This window comes from Flavobacteriales bacterium (assembly GCA_019694795.1).
GTDB lineage: Bacteria > Bacteroidota > Bacteroidia > Flavobacteriales_D > UBA2798 > UBA2798.
The window spans coordinates 13257-29677 of sequence record JAIBBF010000013.1 but is presented as its reverse complement, the minus strand read 5'-3'; the positions used below and the strand labels follow the sequence as shown (position 1 = coordinate 29677).

Annotated in this window: 18 protein-coding genes; 11 read left to right on the top strand and 7 right to left on the bottom strand. The window is 39.8% G+C overall.

The genetic code is table 11. The features are described from left to right. Window position 1 precedes the first annotated feature (1 nt). Window positions 2-703 (bottom strand): DUF1003 domain-containing protein, encoded by a 702-nt coding sequence (locus K1X56_06260; protein ID MBX7094307.1) that lies wholly within the window; start codon window positions 701-703, stop codon window positions 2-4. Window positions 704-841: 138 nt separating this feature from the next. Between K1X56_06260 and K1X56_06255 the strand changes: the two genes are divergently transcribed. Further along, complete coding sequence (locus K1X56_06255) at window positions 842-1534, top strand: hypothetical protein (GenBank protein MBX7094306.1); 693 nt, start codon at window positions 842-844, stop codon at window positions 1532-1534. A 19-nt stretch (window positions 1535-1553) separates the two neighbouring features. After that, window positions 1554-3023 carry a hypothetical protein gene (locus K1X56_06250; protein MBX7094305.1) on the top strand — a complete coding sequence of 490 codons (1470 nt, stop codon included), beginning with the start codon at window positions 1554-1556 and terminating at the stop codon, window positions 3021-3023. Here K1X56_06250 and K1X56_06245 read toward each other — a convergent pair. The 4 genes from K1X56_06245 to K1X56_06230 are packed head-to-tail and all read right to left on the bottom strand — an operon-like array spanning window position 3020 to window position 5548. After that, window positions 3020-3766 (bottom strand): LytTR family DNA-binding domain-containing protein, encoded by a 747-nt coding sequence (locus K1X56_06245; protein ID MBX7094304.1) that lies wholly within the window; start codon window positions 3764-3766, stop codon window positions 3020-3022. The genes K1X56_06250 and K1X56_06245 overlap by 4 nt on opposite strands. Before the next feature lie 2 nt (window positions 3767-3768). Next, entirely contained in the window at window positions 3769-3996 is a 228-nt protein-coding gene (locus tag K1X56_06240) for a hypothetical protein (GenBank protein MBX7094303.1), read from the bottom strand. Window positions 3997-4055: 59 nt separating this feature from the next. Further along, the gene (locus tag K1X56_06235; GenBank protein MBX7094302.1) at window positions 4056-5318 is read right to left on the bottom strand and encodes a tetratricopeptide repeat protein; all 1263 of its coding nucleotides are present in this window, start codon (window positions 5316-5318) and stop codon (window positions 4056-4058) included. 11 nt (window positions 5319-5329) lie between these two features. Further along, a complete protein-coding gene (locus tag K1X56_06230; protein MBX7094301.1) occupies window positions 5330-5548 on the bottom strand; it encodes a hypothetical protein in 219 nt (72 codons plus the stop codon). Between the two features lie 197 nt (window positions 5549-5745). On the opposite strand from K1X56_06230, the gene K1X56_06225 reads away from it, so the two are divergent. Genes K1X56_06225 through K1X56_06210 form a run of 4 tightly spaced genes read left to right on the top strand, consistent with a single transcriptional unit; the run spans window position 5746 to window position 8721 of the window. Further along, on the top strand, window positions 5746-6150 hold the full coding sequence (locus tag K1X56_06225) for a hypothetical protein (protein MBX7094300.1): 405 nt from the start codon (window positions 5746-5748) through the stop codon (window positions 6148-6150). Between the two features lie 18 nt (window positions 6151-6168). Beyond that, on the top strand, window positions 6169-7467 hold the full coding sequence (locus K1X56_06220; protein MBX7094299.1) for a hypothetical protein: 1299 nt from the start codon (window positions 6169-6171) through the stop codon (window positions 7465-7467). Window positions 7468-7469: 2 nt separating this feature from the next. Then, a complete protein-coding gene (locus K1X56_06215; protein MBX7094298.1) occupies window positions 7470-8066 on the top strand; it encodes a hypothetical protein in 597 nt (198 codons plus the stop codon). 13 nt (window positions 8067-8079) lie between these two features. Then, window positions 8080-8721 (top strand): hypothetical protein, encoded by a 642-nt coding sequence (locus tag K1X56_06210; GenBank protein ID MBX7094297.1) that lies wholly within the window; start codon window positions 8080-8082, stop codon window positions 8719-8721. Between the two features lie 320 nt (window positions 8722-9041). On the opposite strand, the gene K1X56_06205 is transcribed toward K1X56_06210, so the two are convergent. Next, on the bottom strand, window positions 9042-10055 hold the full coding sequence (locus tag K1X56_06205; GenBank protein ID MBX7094296.1) for an NAD-dependent epimerase/dehydratase family protein: 1014 nt from the start codon (window positions 10053-10055) through the stop codon (window positions 9042-9044). A 63-nt stretch (window positions 10056-10118) separates the two neighbouring features. Between K1X56_06205 and tyrS the strand changes: the two genes are divergently transcribed. After that, the gene (gene tyrS, locus K1X56_06200) at window positions 10119-11408 is read left to right on the top strand and encodes a tyrosine--tRNA ligase (protein ID MBX7094295.1); all 1290 of its coding nucleotides are present in this window, start codon (window positions 10119-10121) and stop codon (window positions 11406-11408) included. Window positions 11409-11455: 47 nt separating this feature from the next. On the opposite strand, the gene lysS is transcribed toward tyrS, so the two are convergent. Further along, window positions 11456-12970 carry a lysine--tRNA ligase gene (lysS, locus tag K1X56_06195; protein MBX7094294.1) on the bottom strand — a complete coding sequence of 505 codons (1515 nt, stop codon included), beginning with the start codon at window positions 12968-12970 and terminating at the stop codon, window positions 11456-11458. A gap of 128 nt (window positions 12971-13098) precedes the next feature. Between lysS and K1X56_06190 the strand changes: the two genes are divergently transcribed. The 4 genes from K1X56_06190 to K1X56_06175 are packed head-to-tail and all read left to right on the top strand — an operon-like array spanning window position 13099 to window position 16385. Further along, complete coding sequence (locus K1X56_06190) at window positions 13099-14079, top strand: bifunctional phosphoglucose/phosphomannose isomerase (protein MBX7094293.1); 981 nt, start codon at window positions 13099-13101, stop codon at window positions 14077-14079. Between the two features lies 1 nt (window position 14080). Further along, window positions 14081-14797 (top strand): lipoyl(octanoyl) transferase LipB, encoded by a 717-nt coding sequence (gene lipB / locus K1X56_06185; protein ID MBX7094292.1) that lies wholly within the window; start codon window positions 14081-14083, stop codon window positions 14795-14797. Next, the gene (locus K1X56_06180) at window positions 14794-15984 is read left to right on the top strand and encodes a beta-lactamase family protein (protein ID MBX7094291.1); all 1191 of its coding nucleotides are present in this window, start codon (window positions 14794-14796) and stop codon (window positions 15982-15984) included. Before lipB ends, K1X56_06180 begins: the two co-directional genes overlap by 4 nt. Next, entirely contained in the window at window positions 15981-16385 is a 405-nt protein-coding gene (locus K1X56_06175) for a hypothetical protein (GenBank protein ID MBX7094290.1), read from the top strand. The genes K1X56_06180 and K1X56_06175 overlap by 4 nt, the downstream gene beginning before the upstream one ends. The last annotated feature ends 36 nt before the right edge of the window (window positions 16386-16421 follow it).

Sequence of the window (16421 nt, the reverse complement as noted above, 5' to 3'; positions counted from 1 at the left end):
ATTATTTATTCATACGCTTCATGATATCTTCCATGAAGTCGGCCTGTATTTGTTGTATTTCTAATAAACGCTGATTTTGCGTTGCCAGTAAATGATCTACTTTTTCATGTAGCATTCTTATTTCCAGTTCCGCTTTCAGATTTACTTTGTAATCGTGAATAGAACGCATTCGGTCTTTTTCTTCTTTTCGGTTTTGACTCATCATAATAATCGGCGCCTGAATTGCGGCTAAGCAGGATAAAATCAAATTCAGAAGAATAAATGGATAGGGGTCAAATGGTTTTTGTACGAAAACAAAAATGTTAATCAGCATCCATGCAAAGAGGAACGAAAAAAAGAAAATGATAAATGTCCAGCTCCCGCCAAAGCTTGCAATTTTATCGGCAAGGATTTGTGAAATGGATAAATCTCCTTTTATTTCATCATCCAGATTTTTACTGATGATTTCATCATTGTTGATGTTTTCCAATACATCGCGTTCCAAATGAGATATTTCTCCGACTTCATCACGCACAAGTTTTTCCAGGTATTTTCTCCGGTATTCATTGAGAAGATCTAGCGAGATCAGCGATTCATCTGTGAAGTTGGGATGATCCGATTTAATTATTTCAAAAATTGAATTACGGATATCCTTGCCGGGAATAAGTTGGTCCAGAGGATAAAATTTCCCGGAAATTGAGCATTGACCACTTTTCTTTTCCATAACTACTTTTTTACAAAATAAACATTTGTAACATTGCCTTTCGAAAAAACATTCTTTCTCCTTGTTAAATCCTTCACGAATGTGTTGTAACCTTCAATTCCCGATTCCGTTATACCTTCAACATTCGTTCTCGTTGGCATGAAAACCTGGCTCTTAATACTCTGTATGTTCAGTGGCAAAAGTCCCGATTTCCCATCGGTTTTTGGCAAAGATTATACCCGGGCGCAGGAATTCATGAAAACAAACGGCACGTATTTTGAAATGGTCTCAAAACGGTTCGGTAACGATCCGCGTTTTTTGAAAGGCATAGTTTTTCCGGAATTGATCCGCTACTCGCAATTCAGCGATTTGTTGGAAACCGGTACGTTGGAGTGGCTTTATGTTGAAGGAGGTAGCAAGGCAGCCGATTTCTCAATCGGTCATTTTCAGATGAAACCATCGTTTGTGGAAACGCTGGAGGGGTTCGTTTCATCTGAGGAGTCACTCAAGGAGGAGTACGGGTTCCTGGTCCTGAACGGGAGCGGATCATCCTTCCGGAAAACGCGCATTGATCGTATGAAAGATCAAGCCTGGCAATTCGTTTATTTATCGTGTTTTTTCGATTGCGCTTTAAAAAAGTTCGCAACGGAAAAATGGAGCAGTGATGAAGATAAACTGCGGTTTATCGCCACCGTGTATAATGCGGGATTACATTTAAGCAAGGATGAAATTCAAAAACTGATTTTTTTCCCTTCCTTCCCTTACGGAACCAAATTTTCTGCTCAGGACCAATATGCTTATTCAGATGTAGCTGTGGATTATTTTCAGCGACTCACCATTTCTAATCCTTAACAATGATTATTTTTCTGCTATGAAATGGAACGTGTTAACTATTGTATTGCTTTCTGTTTTTATTGCTTCCTGCTCGCAAGAAGAGGTAGTGGTAAAAAATGAAGTCCCCAAAAAGGATTCCATTGCAGTTTTGCCGCCACTGGTAAAATCTCCTGTTCCCGAATTTAATCCACCATTGCAAAAGTTGGAACTGGTAGCTGAGACCGGCGCAGAGTTGTTTGTTGAAGGCAGCAAGGGATCAAAAATAATTGTCCCCGCCAACGTATTGGTAGATAGTTTGCGCAGACCCATCAAAGGAAAAGTTACGTTTCACTACCGTGAATTTCACGATGCCGCTTCGGTGTATTGTGCAGGGATTCCGATGGACTATGATGCCGCCGGAATTTTAAAACGATTTGAAACCGCAGGGATGTTTGAACTCAGAGCAGAACAAAACGGGAATACAGTTTATGTGGATAGTGGTAAAACCATTTCAGTTCAATTAGCATCGATGGTTGGGGGCAATGATTATCATTTTTTCTATTTAGATGAACAAGGGACCAGAAACTGGCATTACATGGGTGATGAGGGCGGTGCTCCTAACCCGGAGAAGGAAAAACTAAAGAAAAAGAAATATGGTTCTGCTTTAAAAATTCCATTGGGACCCGAATATTTTTCGTTCAATTACATGGCGGCGCTGGATGTGATGATGAATGATAATTATTCCCTAATCAATAAAAACAGAAACGACGCGGGAACAAAATCCAGGATTAAAGATTATGGTCTCAATTGGAGTAATATTTACAATTATCAAAGCATCACTTTCGAAGGAAAAAAATACCTGGCTTCTATGCTGGTATGGAAAAATTTAACGGGGGTTCCATTTCCCGATTGGGCAGGCAAAGCGGAAAGTGTACTGACGCAGGTTTATGGAAATGTATATGAGATTGTAATTGATGATAAAGCCGGACATTTTTACAAAGGCAAAATTGAAGCGGTGATGTCGCTTAAATCTTTATTCGCATTTTCTGCTTCTCAGTGGAAAAGTAAATATGAAGAAACATTGGCAAAAGTTAAAGCGGATGAAAAACGCATGAATGAATTGGCAGATGTTTACCGCACAATGGAGATTAATCAATTTGGGATTTATAATTACGATCGTTTCCTGAATGATGAAAATGCCGTTTCCGTTCATGCCGATTTCAAATTCGACCGCGATGCCGGTATTTTGCAGAATCAGGAAGTGTGTTACGTGAGTTCTTCCAATCGTAGTTTGGTGAAATTCCCTTATGAAAAATGGAATAATGTCGTATTAATTCCTGATCCGGGGGCAAAATTGTTTGCTGTGTTGCCGGGGAATTATGTTGCCGTGTTTAGTTCTAAAAAATACAAGCAACTCGATTTCCGTCAAATGAAATACAGAAGTCCGGTAAGCATGAGTTTCGAAATGACCAGTATTCGTCCCTTTAAAGGTGCCGACGATTTATTATCGATTCTTCAGGAACATTAAAGCTTCTCAAATAATTTCAGAAAATCGTCTTTTTTACGGGTGGCAACATCTATCCGTGTTCCATTACTCATCTCTACCAAGGAGTCTGACCTCAAAAATTTCTTTACGAAGTTGATGTTGATGATGTAGGATTTATGACAACGAAAAAAAGGATTGTAGTCGAGCAGTTCTTCAAATTCACCAAGATTTTTAGAGGATAATATATGCTCGTTATTTCTCGTATAAATTTTAGTGTATTTGGCATCCGCTTCACAATAGATAATGTCGGCAACGTTTACGAAGGCATAACCATCGTGACAAGGAATAGCAATTTTTTGAATCGCATTTCCCGCCGAACCGATATTCTCCAGCAACAATTCGATTTTCTTTTGATTAAACGTGATTTGCCGCTGACGTTCAAACTTTACAATGGCTTGTGCTAATTCTGTACTGTCGACCGGTTTGAGGAGATATTCCAGACAACTGGCTTTAAATGCGCGAATGGCATATTTTTCATGCGCACTGGTGATGATGGAGTAAAACTGACGATAACTTACTTTTTCGAAAATTTTAAAACTCAATTCATCGCCAAGTTCAACATCAAGAATAACCAACTCAGGTTTCAATTCATCAATTAGAATTACAGCTTCATTTACGTTTTGAGCAGTTCCTATAATTTTAACTTGTGGAGCGATGCTTTGCAATAAAGCAGATAATACGTTTCTGCACGACGATTCATCATCAACAATAATGGCCTGTATCATACTTATTCTTCAATAAAAGGTAAACGGATTAAAATGTGGATTCCGGGATTGGAGTTACGGACCTCAAAATATTCTTTATTTATTTTTTGTTTCGATTTACTCCAGATCATGGTCAATCTGTTTTTTAAAATCGTTAATGCTTTGGATTCTGACGAAGCGGTTGCATTCATTCCGGAACCATTATCAGAAACATGAATCTCTAGGGACTTCTCTTCATTATTTTTTTTCATTTCGACTAATATGGAGGGATACCCTATACTAGTTTTAAAGGCATGCTTATATGCATTTTCTACCAAGGGTTGAACAAGTAAAGGAGGGACCATTGCACCGTTTTTTCCAAAGCCCCTTCTATAGAGATGGTAAATTGAATGGAGCCCTGATTCCGGTCGTTTTCGAAGGAGGCGTAGGTTTCCAAAAATTCCTTTTCCTGATCGAGCGAAATAAATTCTTTATCTGAATGATTTAAGGTGCTGCGCATCAACTTCGAAAATTTTGATACCGAATCCACTGATTTCATTTTATCGCCGGCTAAAATCATTTCCTGGATAGATACCAATGCATTAAAAATTAAATGCGGATTCATTTGTGTTTGCAGGCGTGTAATACGAATCTCTTGCTCGCTTAATTTCTTGTTTATTTTTTGCCGTGAAATAAAAAACCAAATAACAATGATAATCGTGATAAGAAGCAAAATCGAAATTCCTAAAGTGTAATAAAAATTCCTTTCGGCTTCATTTGCTTTCTGTTCTTTGAGTTTTTTCTCTTGCGCAATCAATTTGTTTTCCTTGTCCAGTAATTTTAATTGTGCATCTTTTTTCTCTACATCATATTTTGTCTGCAATTCGGCTATGGCCATCTGCGATTCAATATTTATGATGGAGTCGGAATAAGCATCATACATTTTACGGAATTCATAAGCTTTTTTATAGTCACCAATAGTAGCATACAACTCCGATAAATTATTGGCGAGATCCATCATGTTCTTTTTCTCGTTTTGCTGACTAAAAATGGCGTAGGCTTTTTCATAACTGCTGATGGCCTGACTCGTTTTTTTCTGTCGTGCATAGATATCGCCCAGATTAAAATAGGTTCCTGCGGTGTGACTGGTATTTGGATTTTTCTCCAGATTATAATCCAGTGCTAACTTCATGTATTTTTCCGCTTGTAAATAATCTTCAATGGCCAGGTAATATAGTCCCGCTAAATTATTCGAGCCATAAGTGAAATAAGGATTATTCAGAATTTTTGCCACTGAATCGGCGCGTAAAACCAATGTTTTACATTCATCGGTTTTGCCTTGCTGCAGATACATATTTCCTAATGTTCCGTAAAGCGCAATCATTTGTTTATGGATCGAAAATTTTTCGGAGATCTCTAAACCTTTTCTGTATTGCTCAATGGCTTTGTCAGGCTGTTCTAAAAATTCATAACATCGTCCAATTCGCGTATGTGCAATAGCAATGCGAATGGTATCGTTTGATTTTTCCGCATAGGTTAAAACTTTAAAAAAAACATCCGAAGCTTCTGCAATCTCTCCTTTTTCAGAAAGCATGCGTCCAATTTTTAAATAAGTGCGACCAATTTCCTTATCGTTTTTTGCTTATAAATCTCAAGTTCCTTTTTGTAATAGACAATGGCCGAATCATAATTCGGAATGTTTTCAAAATGAAAGGCGATACTATCGTATTCACTGATTTTTTGTAGCTCCTTCTCCGATTGTGCAAACAGCTTTGAGGTACATACGATAAGAAATAATGTAATAAGGGTGTTGAAACGCTTCATGGACGAGAGATAATACTTGAAAGTAGGTATTTCCGCCTTTATTTCAAATAGTTTGCTCGAAATGAAGCCTTTGCGTTCGTTCCCAAATCCCACACGTTCCTTCCCGAATACGCCGGGTTCCTTAAAATACAAGAAAGGGCAACCTGAAAGATTGAATCTTTGGACGGTAAACAATTAAAAACTTAAAACGAAAAATTATGAAAAAGACACTTGCCCTTGTATCCATTTTTGCAGCCAGCTTACTTTATTCCTGCGGTGGAGCATCCGAAGAATCGAAAGACGGAGCTAAATCTGAAACTGCTGCCGCAAAAGTTGAACTTACAAAAGAAAAACTTGCCGGTAAGGGAAGAGCTTGCTGGACTGTAAGCACCGGTACTGCGCCATTCGGTAATAAAGTTAGTTTTAATGATAATGGAACAGCTAATGTGGGAGAAGGTGGATTTGGTCCTTTCACCATGAATGGTGATCAGTTAACCTTAAAGGATAATAACGCAACAACCATTACTAATCCGGATGGATTCACTTACACCGTAACTGCATTAGATGAAAAATCAATGACCATGAAAGGTGAAGGCGGAGAATTGGTTCTTACGAAAGACTAATCATTAAAAAGATCTGAGATGAAAAAATTTATTTTATTGATAACTGCAGTAATGCTCAGTAGCATGCTGTGGGCCCAGAGCACCTTTCAGGTGAATGATCGGGTAGAAGTTTTATACCAGGGGAAATGGTATAAAGCCACCGTGCTAAAAGTTGATGGCGAACGCTATTTTGTGCATTGGGATGGTTACTCTGCCGCTTATGATTCCTGGGCGAAAAAAGAAGAGGTCCGCGCAATGGGATCTGTTCAAAATTCGGGTAACTCTTCCACTACCGCTGCTACAAAATACAAGGCAGGCGATAAAGTCGTTTATCTTGCGCAGGGATTTCCGGAAGGTACTGTAACCGGTTATAAAAATGGAATGTGTCTGGTTGAAATTTCAGATCCCATGCATCAGCAACAGGGTCGCCAAGGCATAGAAGATAAATGGTTATTGGAACCATGGCCCTATAAGGAATTTTATACCGAAGTAGAAAAAGTATGCAGGCGTCCAAATAACACTATTGATGATTTGGCACGCTTAATTTGCGATCAGTGTAATCCTTCCGGTAAACTTTATTACTCCGTTCCGCTCGATTATATTGAGCAGGCAAAAAAAGATTATGCAGATTTAAAAGAGGTCGTTAAAAAATTCGCTCCTCTACCCTCTACCATCAATAAAAATTTCAGATACAATCCTTCGGTTGTTGGATTGGTATCTTCAAAAAGCGACAGTGTTTTCGCTGTATTGGTTGGTGGTGTAATTTCTGAACGCGCCAAGCGATGGTTTAATCTGGATAGCTATTTCATCGACCTCACCAATTCAAACACCGATCAGCAATTCGCATTAGCGAATGGAAAACGAGCTGAAGATTTTGTAATGTGCGGTAGTATCGACGAAATTAAACCATACCTCGTGGCAAATATCGAAAAAGCATACGCATCCTTTGGAGTAAAAGGCAATTCCGAATTACTCTTAAAAGGATTTGATGAGGCATTCGCAAAGCGTAAAGAAAAATTAACCGCGGAGGCAGAAAATAATGGTTGGGTGAAATCAGATTATCCATATGCCGATGCCACCTTTAATAAACAAATTGAATCGGGAGTTAGTCTGAAAATTTTGAAATGCTTTTATAACGTTCAATCCTTTCAGGTTTATAAAGACGATTACGGTTACATCACCGAACAGGCTAAAGGTGGAGTTGCCATCTATGAAAAACCCGGATGCAATTATTGGATGTGGCAATACATTACCGTTTTTAAACCCTATAAAGGGAACGGAGCTTATTGCGCACCACAAATCCGCTATATGGATTACGGATTCATTAAACCGTTCTGAATATGAAAAGCACAATCGCATTATTGCTTTTTCTGAGTTGGTTTGTACCGGCATCAGCACAAGTTGCAACGAAACATCAACCTGCAGATGGATGGTACAAACTAGTCAGAGAATTGCATCAGAAAAAAATGATTTCGAAGGACTCTTTGCTTAAAATGAAGCAAGGTAAGATCGATGATCATTTTCAGGATACGTTAAGGAAATATGACTGGATCGATCTTGGCGGGTATTTGTATGTCGATAAGCATTTCACTGTTAGATACAATGAAGAACCTATGCAATATGAATTGTTTCGACTTGGCACAATGGACACCGTTCAGAATTTTATTTATGCAAATGGAACATTAACCCACACCATGTTTAAGGAAGTTTATTCCATGCAACCGGTGTATCAGTTTAAACGCGTAAACACTCTTCCTTTTATCCAATTGAATTACGGAGGAGGATCGGTTGAATACCTGAAGCTTATTGCCTATCACAATAGAATACTGGTTATCGACACACCGATGAATGGAAAAACCAGCGACAAAAAAATGTTTTCCCGTCGTGTTTATATGGCGGTTGAAAAATCGTTTCAATGGACAATCAATGAAAAATAAAAACTCAGAAAAAATGAAAAAAACAATTTACCCAATCGCACTTTTTACGGCTATTTTATTCACCGCATGTGGAGGAAATACTGAAGAAAAAAAAGAAACTACAACTGCTGAAACTGAAAAAAAAGCAGAAGAACCGGTATTTGAAGAACCCAAAGAAGTAGTTAAAGACTACAATTGGTTATCTGCAAAATTGGATAATTTTACAATCGAAGGTTATACCTTAACCGTTGATTCTAAAAATGACAATGCCGATAATCAGGATATACGCAGAACATGGACTGCCGATCCTGCCGCTGTGGGATTTGATAAATTAAACATCACTTCTTCCAGCCTTTCACGTTCCGGAAATCAACGTCAGGAACTTGAACATAAATCGCTTCAGGAATTCCAGGACTACACCATGAAATACAAAGGCGAAACGACCAAGTACGAGGACTTTAAAGAAGATAACGTCAATGGTCAGGTGTTTTACTCTAAAGTGATAAAAGGCATGAGTGAAAGTTTAGGTAAAAAGGATTTTAATATGATCCATGGTGAGACATTTATTGGTGATTTAAATGTTCAGTACCGTATTTCTGTATACGACAATAAAGCCGATTTATCCAAAGCCAAAGAATTTGCTGCAAAAGTGATGGAGTTTCTATCGAACGAATAAATCAACCAAAACCCCTTCATCTCAGATCAAAACCCCAGGGTTTTGGATGTCCGCTCCGGCGGACATTTTTTTTGGTTTTCAGTCGACTCAAAATCAACCTACTGACTTTCCTCAGTTGGTAATAAATACCTGATTTTAGGTATTGTGTTTTTTGTTTAACTAGTCGTAATTAGCACCATGAAAATCCCATTCATAGCGCCTAACGACAGCGAAGCGGTTTGTCCGCTTGAATTGCTTTTTAATGAGAGCAAAAAGAAAAGCAAATGCTGTAAAAATTATAAAAAGGGAAAGCGTTGCGGGAAATGTCCCAAGAAATAACACTAGTTTTTCTGCTTTGAAAAATAGTTGTGCGCGTTTTCAATCGTTTCCTTGATTGAACGAAATTCAAAATTTAAAGCCTGCTTAATTTTACTGTTATCGTAGCGGTATGTCCGTCGTGCTGCTCTTGCGGTTTCTTTCGTAAGTAAAGCTTTTTTGCGCAGAAAAAAGGAAATGAATTTATCCATTCTCCATGCTAAACCTGATAAAAATTTTCCTGCTCTGTACCGGGATTTCTTTTTCCCCCATGCCTGTGCAATTTCATCAAACAACGATCGAAAACTTCTGTTTTCTGCAACACATAAAAATCGTTCTTCGGTAAGGGGACTTTCCATCAATTTCACCATAATGATGGCTACATCGCGGGCATCTACAAATGCATTTCCTCCATCCGTGTAAAACATCATTCCCTTACTTCCGTTTCTGAACATGGAAGTGCTGGAAGAGTTCCAGTCGCCGGGACCTAAAATTACACTTGGATTAACAATTACTGCAGGTAAGCCTTCTTCAATTCCTCTCCACACTTCACGCTCTGCATTGTATTTACTAATGGCATACCAGGTATTTTCAGGAGCATTTTTCCATTGTGTTTTTTCATGAATTAGCGAATCATCTTTGCTTCTTCCAATGGCAGCGGTAGAACTGACGTGGCAAAGTTTGGAGATGTTGGCGTCGAGACAAGCGTTCACTACGTTGGCGGTCCCTTTTTCATTGATGCGGATCAGCTCTGCGCGGTCTGCGGCATCAAAACTTACCAGTGCGGCACAGTGATATACTTTATCAATCCCTTCCAATGCATCCTCCAATGAAAAAATATCGTCAATATCTCCTTTTATCCATTCAATTTGCTGGAAGAGTTGTTCTGCTTGTTCCGGGGAATAATGCTTAAACAGGGGAAGGATGGTCTTTATTTTCGATTCATTTCGATAGAGGGCACGAACGCGGAATCCTTGTTTGCAAAGCTCAAACAACAAATGACTTCCCAATAATCCGGTTCCGCCTGTAACTAGAATCATGCTGTAAATGTACAGGGAATGATGGAATGTGCTACAGTCCAAGTCAATTTCTATCTTTGCAGCATGAAGAATTTCATCGAAGAACTGCGCTGGAGAGGCATGCTCCAGGATATAATGCCGGGAACGGAGGACTTATTAAATTCCGGAAAACCCGTAAAAGCATATATAGGTTTTGATCCAACAGCCGATTCCCTTGGGGTTGGAAACCTTGTACAGGTAATGACCCTGTTGCATTTTCAACGTTGCGGACATATTCCTGTGGCGCTGGTAGGAGGTGCTACCGGAATGGTGGGAGATCCGTCCGGAAAATCGCAGGAGAGAAATTTGCTGGATGAAAACACGCTTCAGCACAACCTGAATTGCCAAAAGGCACAGCTCGAAAAATTCCTCAATTTCACAGGTGATAATGCCGCCACCATCGTGAATAATTACGATTGGTTTAAACAATTCGGATTCCTCGAGTTTATCCGCGATGTAGGGAAACATATTACGGTTAATTACATGATGGCGAAGGACTCCGTAAAAAAACGAATTTCCGGAGATGACCGAGAGGGAATGTCATTCACCGAATTCACCTACCAATTGGTGCAGGGTTACGATTTTTATTACCTCTGGAAAAATCAGGGAATCCGTCTGCAAATGGGTGGCTCGGATCAATGGGGAAATATTACTACAGGTACAGAATTAATTCGCCGGATGGATGGAGGAGAGGCTTTTGCTTTAACTACACCATTAATTAAAAAAGCAGATGGAACCAAATTTGGTAAAACGGAAGGTGGAAATGTGTGGCTCGATAAAAAAAGAACATCTGCTTATAAATTCTACCAGTTTTGGTTAAACGCTGCAGATTCGGATGCCGAAAATTATATCCGGATTTTTACCGTTAAAACTCAGGAAGAAATCGAAGCACTGATTGCTGAACATCGCACGGCTCCGCATGAACGAAAACTGCAAAAGGAATTAGCGAAGGATATCACCATTCGTGTTCATTCCGTGCAGGACTACGAAACGGCATTAGAAGCGTCTAATATTTTGTTTGGTAAATCCACTTCCGAACATCTGAGAAAATTAAGTGAAGAAGATTTATTATCCGTTTTCGAAGGAGTTCCACAAGGAAAAATTTCCAAATCGGAGCTCGAAAACGGAATTGACCTTGCAACTTTGTTGGCCGATAAAACCGGATTTTTAAAATCGAAAGGCGAAGCAAAACGCGCGCTCGATGAAAATTCCATTTCACTGAATAAAGATAAAGTCAATCCGGATCAAATCATTAAAACGGATGATCTCATTAACGGAAAATACCTTCTCCTGCAAAGAGGTAAGAAAAATTATTTCCTGGTTATTGCCGAATAAAAAAAGGAGTAATCTTCATTACTCCTTTTCCATTTTTATTTTTTCAATTACTGTTTTTCCGGCCGCATCTGTGGGAAGAACAATACTTCCTGAATCGAGGCATTGTTGGTCATCATCATCGTTAAACGATCAATTCCAATTCCCAATCCCGCAGTAGGTGGCATTCCAAATTCAAGAGCACGAAGAAAGTCATGATCAATAATCATTGCTTCATCATCTCCACGTTCACCTAATTTCATTTGTTCTTCAAATCGCTCACGCTGATCAATCGGATCATTCAATTCCGAATAGGAGTTGGCAATTTCTTTTCCGTTTACATACAACTCAAATCGCTCCACTAATCCTTCTTTGCTGCGGTGCTTTTTGGTGAGGGGCGACATCTCCACCGGATAGTCCGTAATGAAGGTGGGTTGTATATAATTGTGTTCGCACTTATTTCCGAAAATTTCATCAATCAACTTGCCTTTACCCATCGAAGGTTCAATCTCAATATGCAAGGTCTTGCATACATTTCTCAAATCCTCTTCATTCATTTCACTGATGTCGATCCCCGTATGTTCCTTAATGGCGTCGAACATGGTAATGCGTTTGTACGGACGTTTAAACGAAATCGCTTGTTCGCCTACCATCACCTCGGTGCTTCCATTTACATCCAATGCCACTTTCTCAATCATCTCTTCCGTAAAATCCATCATCCAGTTGTAGTCCTTATACGCCACATAAATCTCGAGCGCAGTAAATTCAGGATTATGCGTTCGGTCTATCCCCTCATTTCTGAAATTTTTAGAGAACTCATACACGCCTTCAAAACCACCAACGATTAATCGCTTCAGGTAAAGTTCATTCGCAATTCTTAAAAATAAGGGGATGTCAAGCGCATTGTGGTGGGTGACAAACGGACGCGCCGCTGCTCCTCCCGGAATGGGTTGCAATACGGGGGTTTCCACTTCCAGATAGCCTCTTGAATTAAAGGTGTTGCGTAAAGAATTCATCAGTTTGGTGCGCTTAATGAAGGTTTCTTTTACACCTTCATTTACGATGAGGTCCACATAACGCATACGGTGACGTTTCTCCGGATCGCTAAAGGCATCAAACACATTCCCCGATTCATCGGTTTTTACAATGGGAAGCGGACGAAGCGTTTTGCAAAGCAGTCGCAATTCCTTCACGTGAATGGAGGTTTCTCCCACCTTCGTTTTAAAAACATAACCCTTTACACCGATGTAATCACCGATATCAAGCAGCTTTTTAAAGAGGGCGTCGTAAAGATTTTTATCCTCACCCGGACAAATATCATCCCGGCGGACATAAACCTGAATTCGTCCCGTTACATCAAGAATCTCTGCAAAACAGGCCTTACCCATATCGCGGACCGACATAATTCTTCCGGCCAGACAAACATTTTCAAAGCCCGGTTTTTCTGCTTCAAATTGCGCTTTAATATCAACGGCATAAGCATTTACGGGATATTCCTCCGCAGGATAGGGATCGATACCCAGTTTACGGATTTCATCCAGTTTTTCGCGACGAATTACTTCCTGTTCGGTGAGTTCTTGTAACATGGTAAGGGAAATTTCGGGCAAAGATAGTCATGTAAACGGAATATTCCCCTCTAAAAAAGGGCTTTTAGGGGTCCATATCGTATTCTGCACCATCATTTTGTTTATTTTTGATACCCTTAGATTTATCTATGAAAAAATTAGTTGAAGAATTTCCACAACAGTTGAGGAATGCGGTAGACATTGCAACACAAACCAAGCTGCCGTTGGGTACAGGTTTTAAAAATGTATTGATTACCGGCTTGGGAGGCTCCGGAATAGGAGGCACAATTGCAGCAGAATTAACAGCTAATCAAGCGCAGATTCCTGTGGTAGGCAGCAAAGGCTACTTTATCCCGGGTTGGGTCGGAAAGGAAACCCTTGTTATCGCTTCTTCCTTTTCGGGAAATACAGAAGAAACCATCAACGCATTAAAAATAGCTTCCGAGCGAAACGCATTTATTGTTTGTGTTACCTCCGGAGGATGGATAGCGGATTTCGCCAGGGAAAAAGGTTATGGGTTAGTCGTACTTCCACAGGGGAAATCACCACGTGCATTTTTAGGTGCTTCACTTGTGCAATTGTTGCATGTGTTGAATTTTTATGGAGTTACTTCCCATAATTTCATGAATGAAGTATTAAGTTCAGCTGCTTTAATTGAAAAAGAGGCAACGGAAATTCAATCCGAAGCAAAATCCATCGCCGATTTTCTCAATGGAAAAATGCCGGTTATTTACAGCACCACGTACCGTGAAGGAATAGCCATTCGTTTTCGTCAGCAAATCAATGAAAATGCAAAAATGTTGTGCTGGCATCATGTAGTTCCGGAAATGAACCACAATGAACTGGTGGGATGGAGAATGGAAAATCCGAATTTGGCCGTCATCATTTTCCGCGATCAGGAAGATTATGTGCGCAACCAAAAACGCATTGAAATCAATAAAGAAATCATCGCAAAATATACACCTCACATTCGTGAAACCTGGGCAAAAGGAAATACAGATCTCGAAAAGGCAATCTGGCAAATTCACCTGGGCGATTGGGTAAGTTGTTTCCTTTCCGATTTACGCGGAGTGGATGCTATTGAAGTAAAAGTGATCGATTTCCTAAAAGGAGAACTGAGTAAATTCTGATATGAGAAATGTAATTTTCCAGGATCTCGGGCTTATCGATTACAAAGAGGCCTGGGATGATCAGGAAAAAAAGTTTAATGAGCTGGTCGACCGAAAAATGCGTAACCGCGAGGCGCCGGTGAAAGAAAAAACAGAACATTACCTCTTGTTTTGCGAACATCCCCATGTATATACGCTTGGAAAAAGTGGTGCAGAAAGTAATTTGCTGCTCGATGAAAAAGGACTTCAGGATCACGAGGCTGTTTTCTATAAAATAAACCGCGGCGGCGATATTACGTATCATGGTCCCGGACAATTAGTCGCCTACCCGATTTTCGATCTCGACGATTTTTTTACGGATATCCACAAATACCTTCGCTACCTCGAAGAAGCGGTCATTTTAACACTCGATGAATACGGAATTAAGGGCGAACGTTATCCCGGATATACCGGCGTGTGGATTGAGCCTGAGGATCCGCTGAAAGCTCGCAAGATTTGTGCGATGGGGGTTAAATGCAGTCGCTGGGTTACCATGCATGGAATCGGATTCAATATCAATACCGATCTCAACTATTTTAATCACATTGTGCCCTGCGGAATCGATGATAAACAGGTTACTTCCATGAAGAAGGAATTGGGACGGGAAGTGGATATGGAAGAATTGAAACAAAAATTGAAGACCAATCTTGCAAACATTTTCGATTTCGAATTCGTTGTAAAGGAAAACCTGAACGTATGAAGAGGATCGGAGCCATAAGCTGGAAAATTTTAAAATGGACACTTCTTTCCATTCTCGGAATTTTCATTTTAGCGAATTTGTTCATTGTCATTAGTGGCAAAACATATATCTACAAAGCAGTTGCATGTACGTATTTGGTCGGACAATCCGGACCCGGAATCCGCGATCTGGATTATTTCCCTAAGCGCGAAGTAGAGCAGGGAACACCCGAGCCCTGGCCAACGCATTCTTCCTATGGAAAAGTGGAGTTGAGTCCTACCGCTTTGCAAAAATTCAATCAGTACAAATCCACTTCTTTATTGGTGTTTAAAAACGACTCGCTTTTGTTTGAACATTATGCAGAAGATTTTGGACCAACAACTATTTCTAATTCATTTTCTGTTGCCAAATCCATTGTTTCCATTTTAGTTGGCATTGCAATCGATGAGCATAAAATAAAAAGTGTTGATCAGCCCGTTGGCGATTTTATACCCGCATTCCGCGAAGGTTCCCGATCCAAACTTACGCTCTATCATTTGCTCACCATGAGTGCCGGTCTCGATTGGTCAGAGAGCGGAGGAAATCCTCTTTCGTCTAATGCAGAAGCCTATTATGGAAGTGATTTGTTATCGATGATCAATTCCGTTGAGGTTGTTTCAGAACCCGGGAAAGTGTTCGACTACCAGAGTGGAGCAACACTGATTTTAGGCTATTGCGTGGAGAAAGCTACCAACACAAAATTATCTTATTACGCTTCCGAAAAACTTTGGAAAAAAATAGGAGCAGAAAATCTTGCGTATTGGAGTCTGGATGCTGAAGACGGAATTGAAAAATCGTATTGCTGTTTTTATGCCGCCGGAAGAGATTTCGCACGCTTTGGAAAATTATATCTTCACCAGGGTGAATGGAACGGCACACAAATCGTTTCTTCCGAATGGGTGAAAAAATCCACCGAGCCCGCTGATCTTTTGGATACCGACGGATCGAAAAATGATCGCTACGGATATTGCTGGTGGATTACGGAATACAATGGCAAGAAAGTGTTTTACATGCGTGGAATTCTTGGTCAATATGTAATTTGTGTTCCCGACGATAACGTAATAATTGTCAGAACCGGACATAAGCGTGGTGATAAGCGAAACGATCAGCCATTGGATCTTTTCGATTACCTCAATGCCGGTTATGAAATGATAGAAAGTATTCAATGAAGAAAGACATCGAAATTCCGGTAATGAAAGATGTTGCCGTAGCTATTGTCAATGAAAAAAATGAACTGAATCAGGATGAATGGAATGCCTACTTGGTGAATTTAAAAGAACATGCCATCGAAGGTGTTCTGGTGTCATCTCGTGGTTATGGTGAAATTGATCACGAACAACGAAAAACTTCCGAGTTGCGTCATTTTTTAGACAAGGTAGCCGCCAAAAGTTTTGCCAAAATTGAACCCGTTATGGAAAATGTTTTTCCACTTAATAACGAATATTGGGTGAGCTTTTTCCTCGAAGATAAAATGTACGATAAGAAGTTTATTTTTCTTTCCGAAACCATCAAAGAAGAGAACTTTGTAAAGATTCCCCTCCTCAATAAAAAGGGAGTTATGATCTTGTAACAAAAATGTTATTTTCAAGTCGACTGTAAATCAACA

What these genes read in the sequence shown, in the direction of transcription:
- K1X56_06260 (MBX7094307.1), bottom strand. Translation starts at nt 703, where the DNA reads ATGGAAAAGAAAAGTGGTCAATGCTCAATTTCCGGGAAATTTTATCCT.
- K1X56_06255 (MBX7094306.1), top strand. Translation starts at nt 842, where the DNA reads ATGAAAACCTGGCTCTTAATACTCTGTATGTTCAGTGGCAAAAGTCCC.
- K1X56_06250 (MBX7094305.1), top strand. Translation starts at nt 1,554, where the DNA reads ATGAAATGGAACGTGTTAACTATTGTATTGCTTTCTGTTTTTATTGCT.
- K1X56_06245 (MBX7094304.1), bottom strand. Translation starts at nt 3,766, where the DNA reads ATGATACAGGCCATTATTGTTGATGATGAATCGTCGTGCAGAAACGTA.
- K1X56_06240 (MBX7094303.1), bottom strand. Translation starts at nt 3,996, where the DNA reads ATGAAAAAAAATAATGAAGAGAAGTCCCTAGAGATTCATGTTTCTGAT.
- K1X56_06235 (MBX7094302.1), bottom strand. Translation starts at nt 5,318, where the DNA reads ATGCTTTCTGAAAAAGGAGAGATTGCAGAAGCTTCGGATGTTTTTTTT.
- K1X56_06230 (MBX7094301.1), bottom strand. Translation starts at nt 5,548, where the DNA reads ATGAAGCGTTTCAACACCCTTATTACATTATTTCTTATCGTATGTACC.
- K1X56_06225 (MBX7094300.1), top strand. Translation starts at nt 5,746, where the DNA reads ATGAAAAAGACACTTGCCCTTGTATCCATTTTTGCAGCCAGCTTACTT.
- K1X56_06220 (MBX7094299.1), top strand. Translation starts at nt 6,169, where the DNA reads ATGAAAAAATTTATTTTATTGATAACTGCAGTAATGCTCAGTAGCATG.
- K1X56_06215 (MBX7094298.1), top strand. Translation starts at nt 7,470, where the DNA reads ATGAAAAGCACAATCGCATTATTGCTTTTTCTGAGTTGGTTTGTACCG.
- K1X56_06210 (MBX7094297.1), top strand. Translation starts at nt 8,080, where the DNA reads ATGAAAAAAACAATTTACCCAATCGCACTTTTTACGGCTATTTTATTC.
- K1X56_06205 (MBX7094296.1), bottom strand. Translation starts at nt 10,055, where the DNA reads ATGATTCTAGTTACAGGCGGAACCGGATTATTGGGAAGTCATTTGTTG.
- tyrS (MBX7094295.1), top strand. Translation starts at nt 10,119, where the DNA reads ATGAAGAATTTCATCGAAGAACTGCGCTGGAGAGGCATGCTCCAGGAT.
- lysS (MBX7094294.1), bottom strand. Translation starts at nt 12,970, where the DNA reads ATGTTACAAGAACTCACCGAACAGGAAGTAATTCGTCGCGAAAAACTG.
- K1X56_06190 (MBX7094293.1), top strand. Translation starts at nt 13,099, where the DNA reads ATGAAAAAATTAGTTGAAGAATTTCCACAACAGTTGAGGAATGCGGTA.
- lipB (MBX7094292.1), top strand. Translation starts at nt 14,081, where the DNA reads ATGAGAAATGTAATTTTCCAGGATCTCGGGCTTATCGATTACAAAGAG.
- K1X56_06180 (MBX7094291.1), top strand. Translation starts at nt 14,794, where the DNA reads ATGAAGAGGATCGGAGCCATAAGCTGGAAAATTTTAAAATGGACACTT.
- K1X56_06175 (MBX7094290.1), top strand. Translation starts at nt 15,981, where the DNA reads ATGAAGAAAGACATCGAAATTCCGGTAATGAAAGATGTTGCCGTAGCT.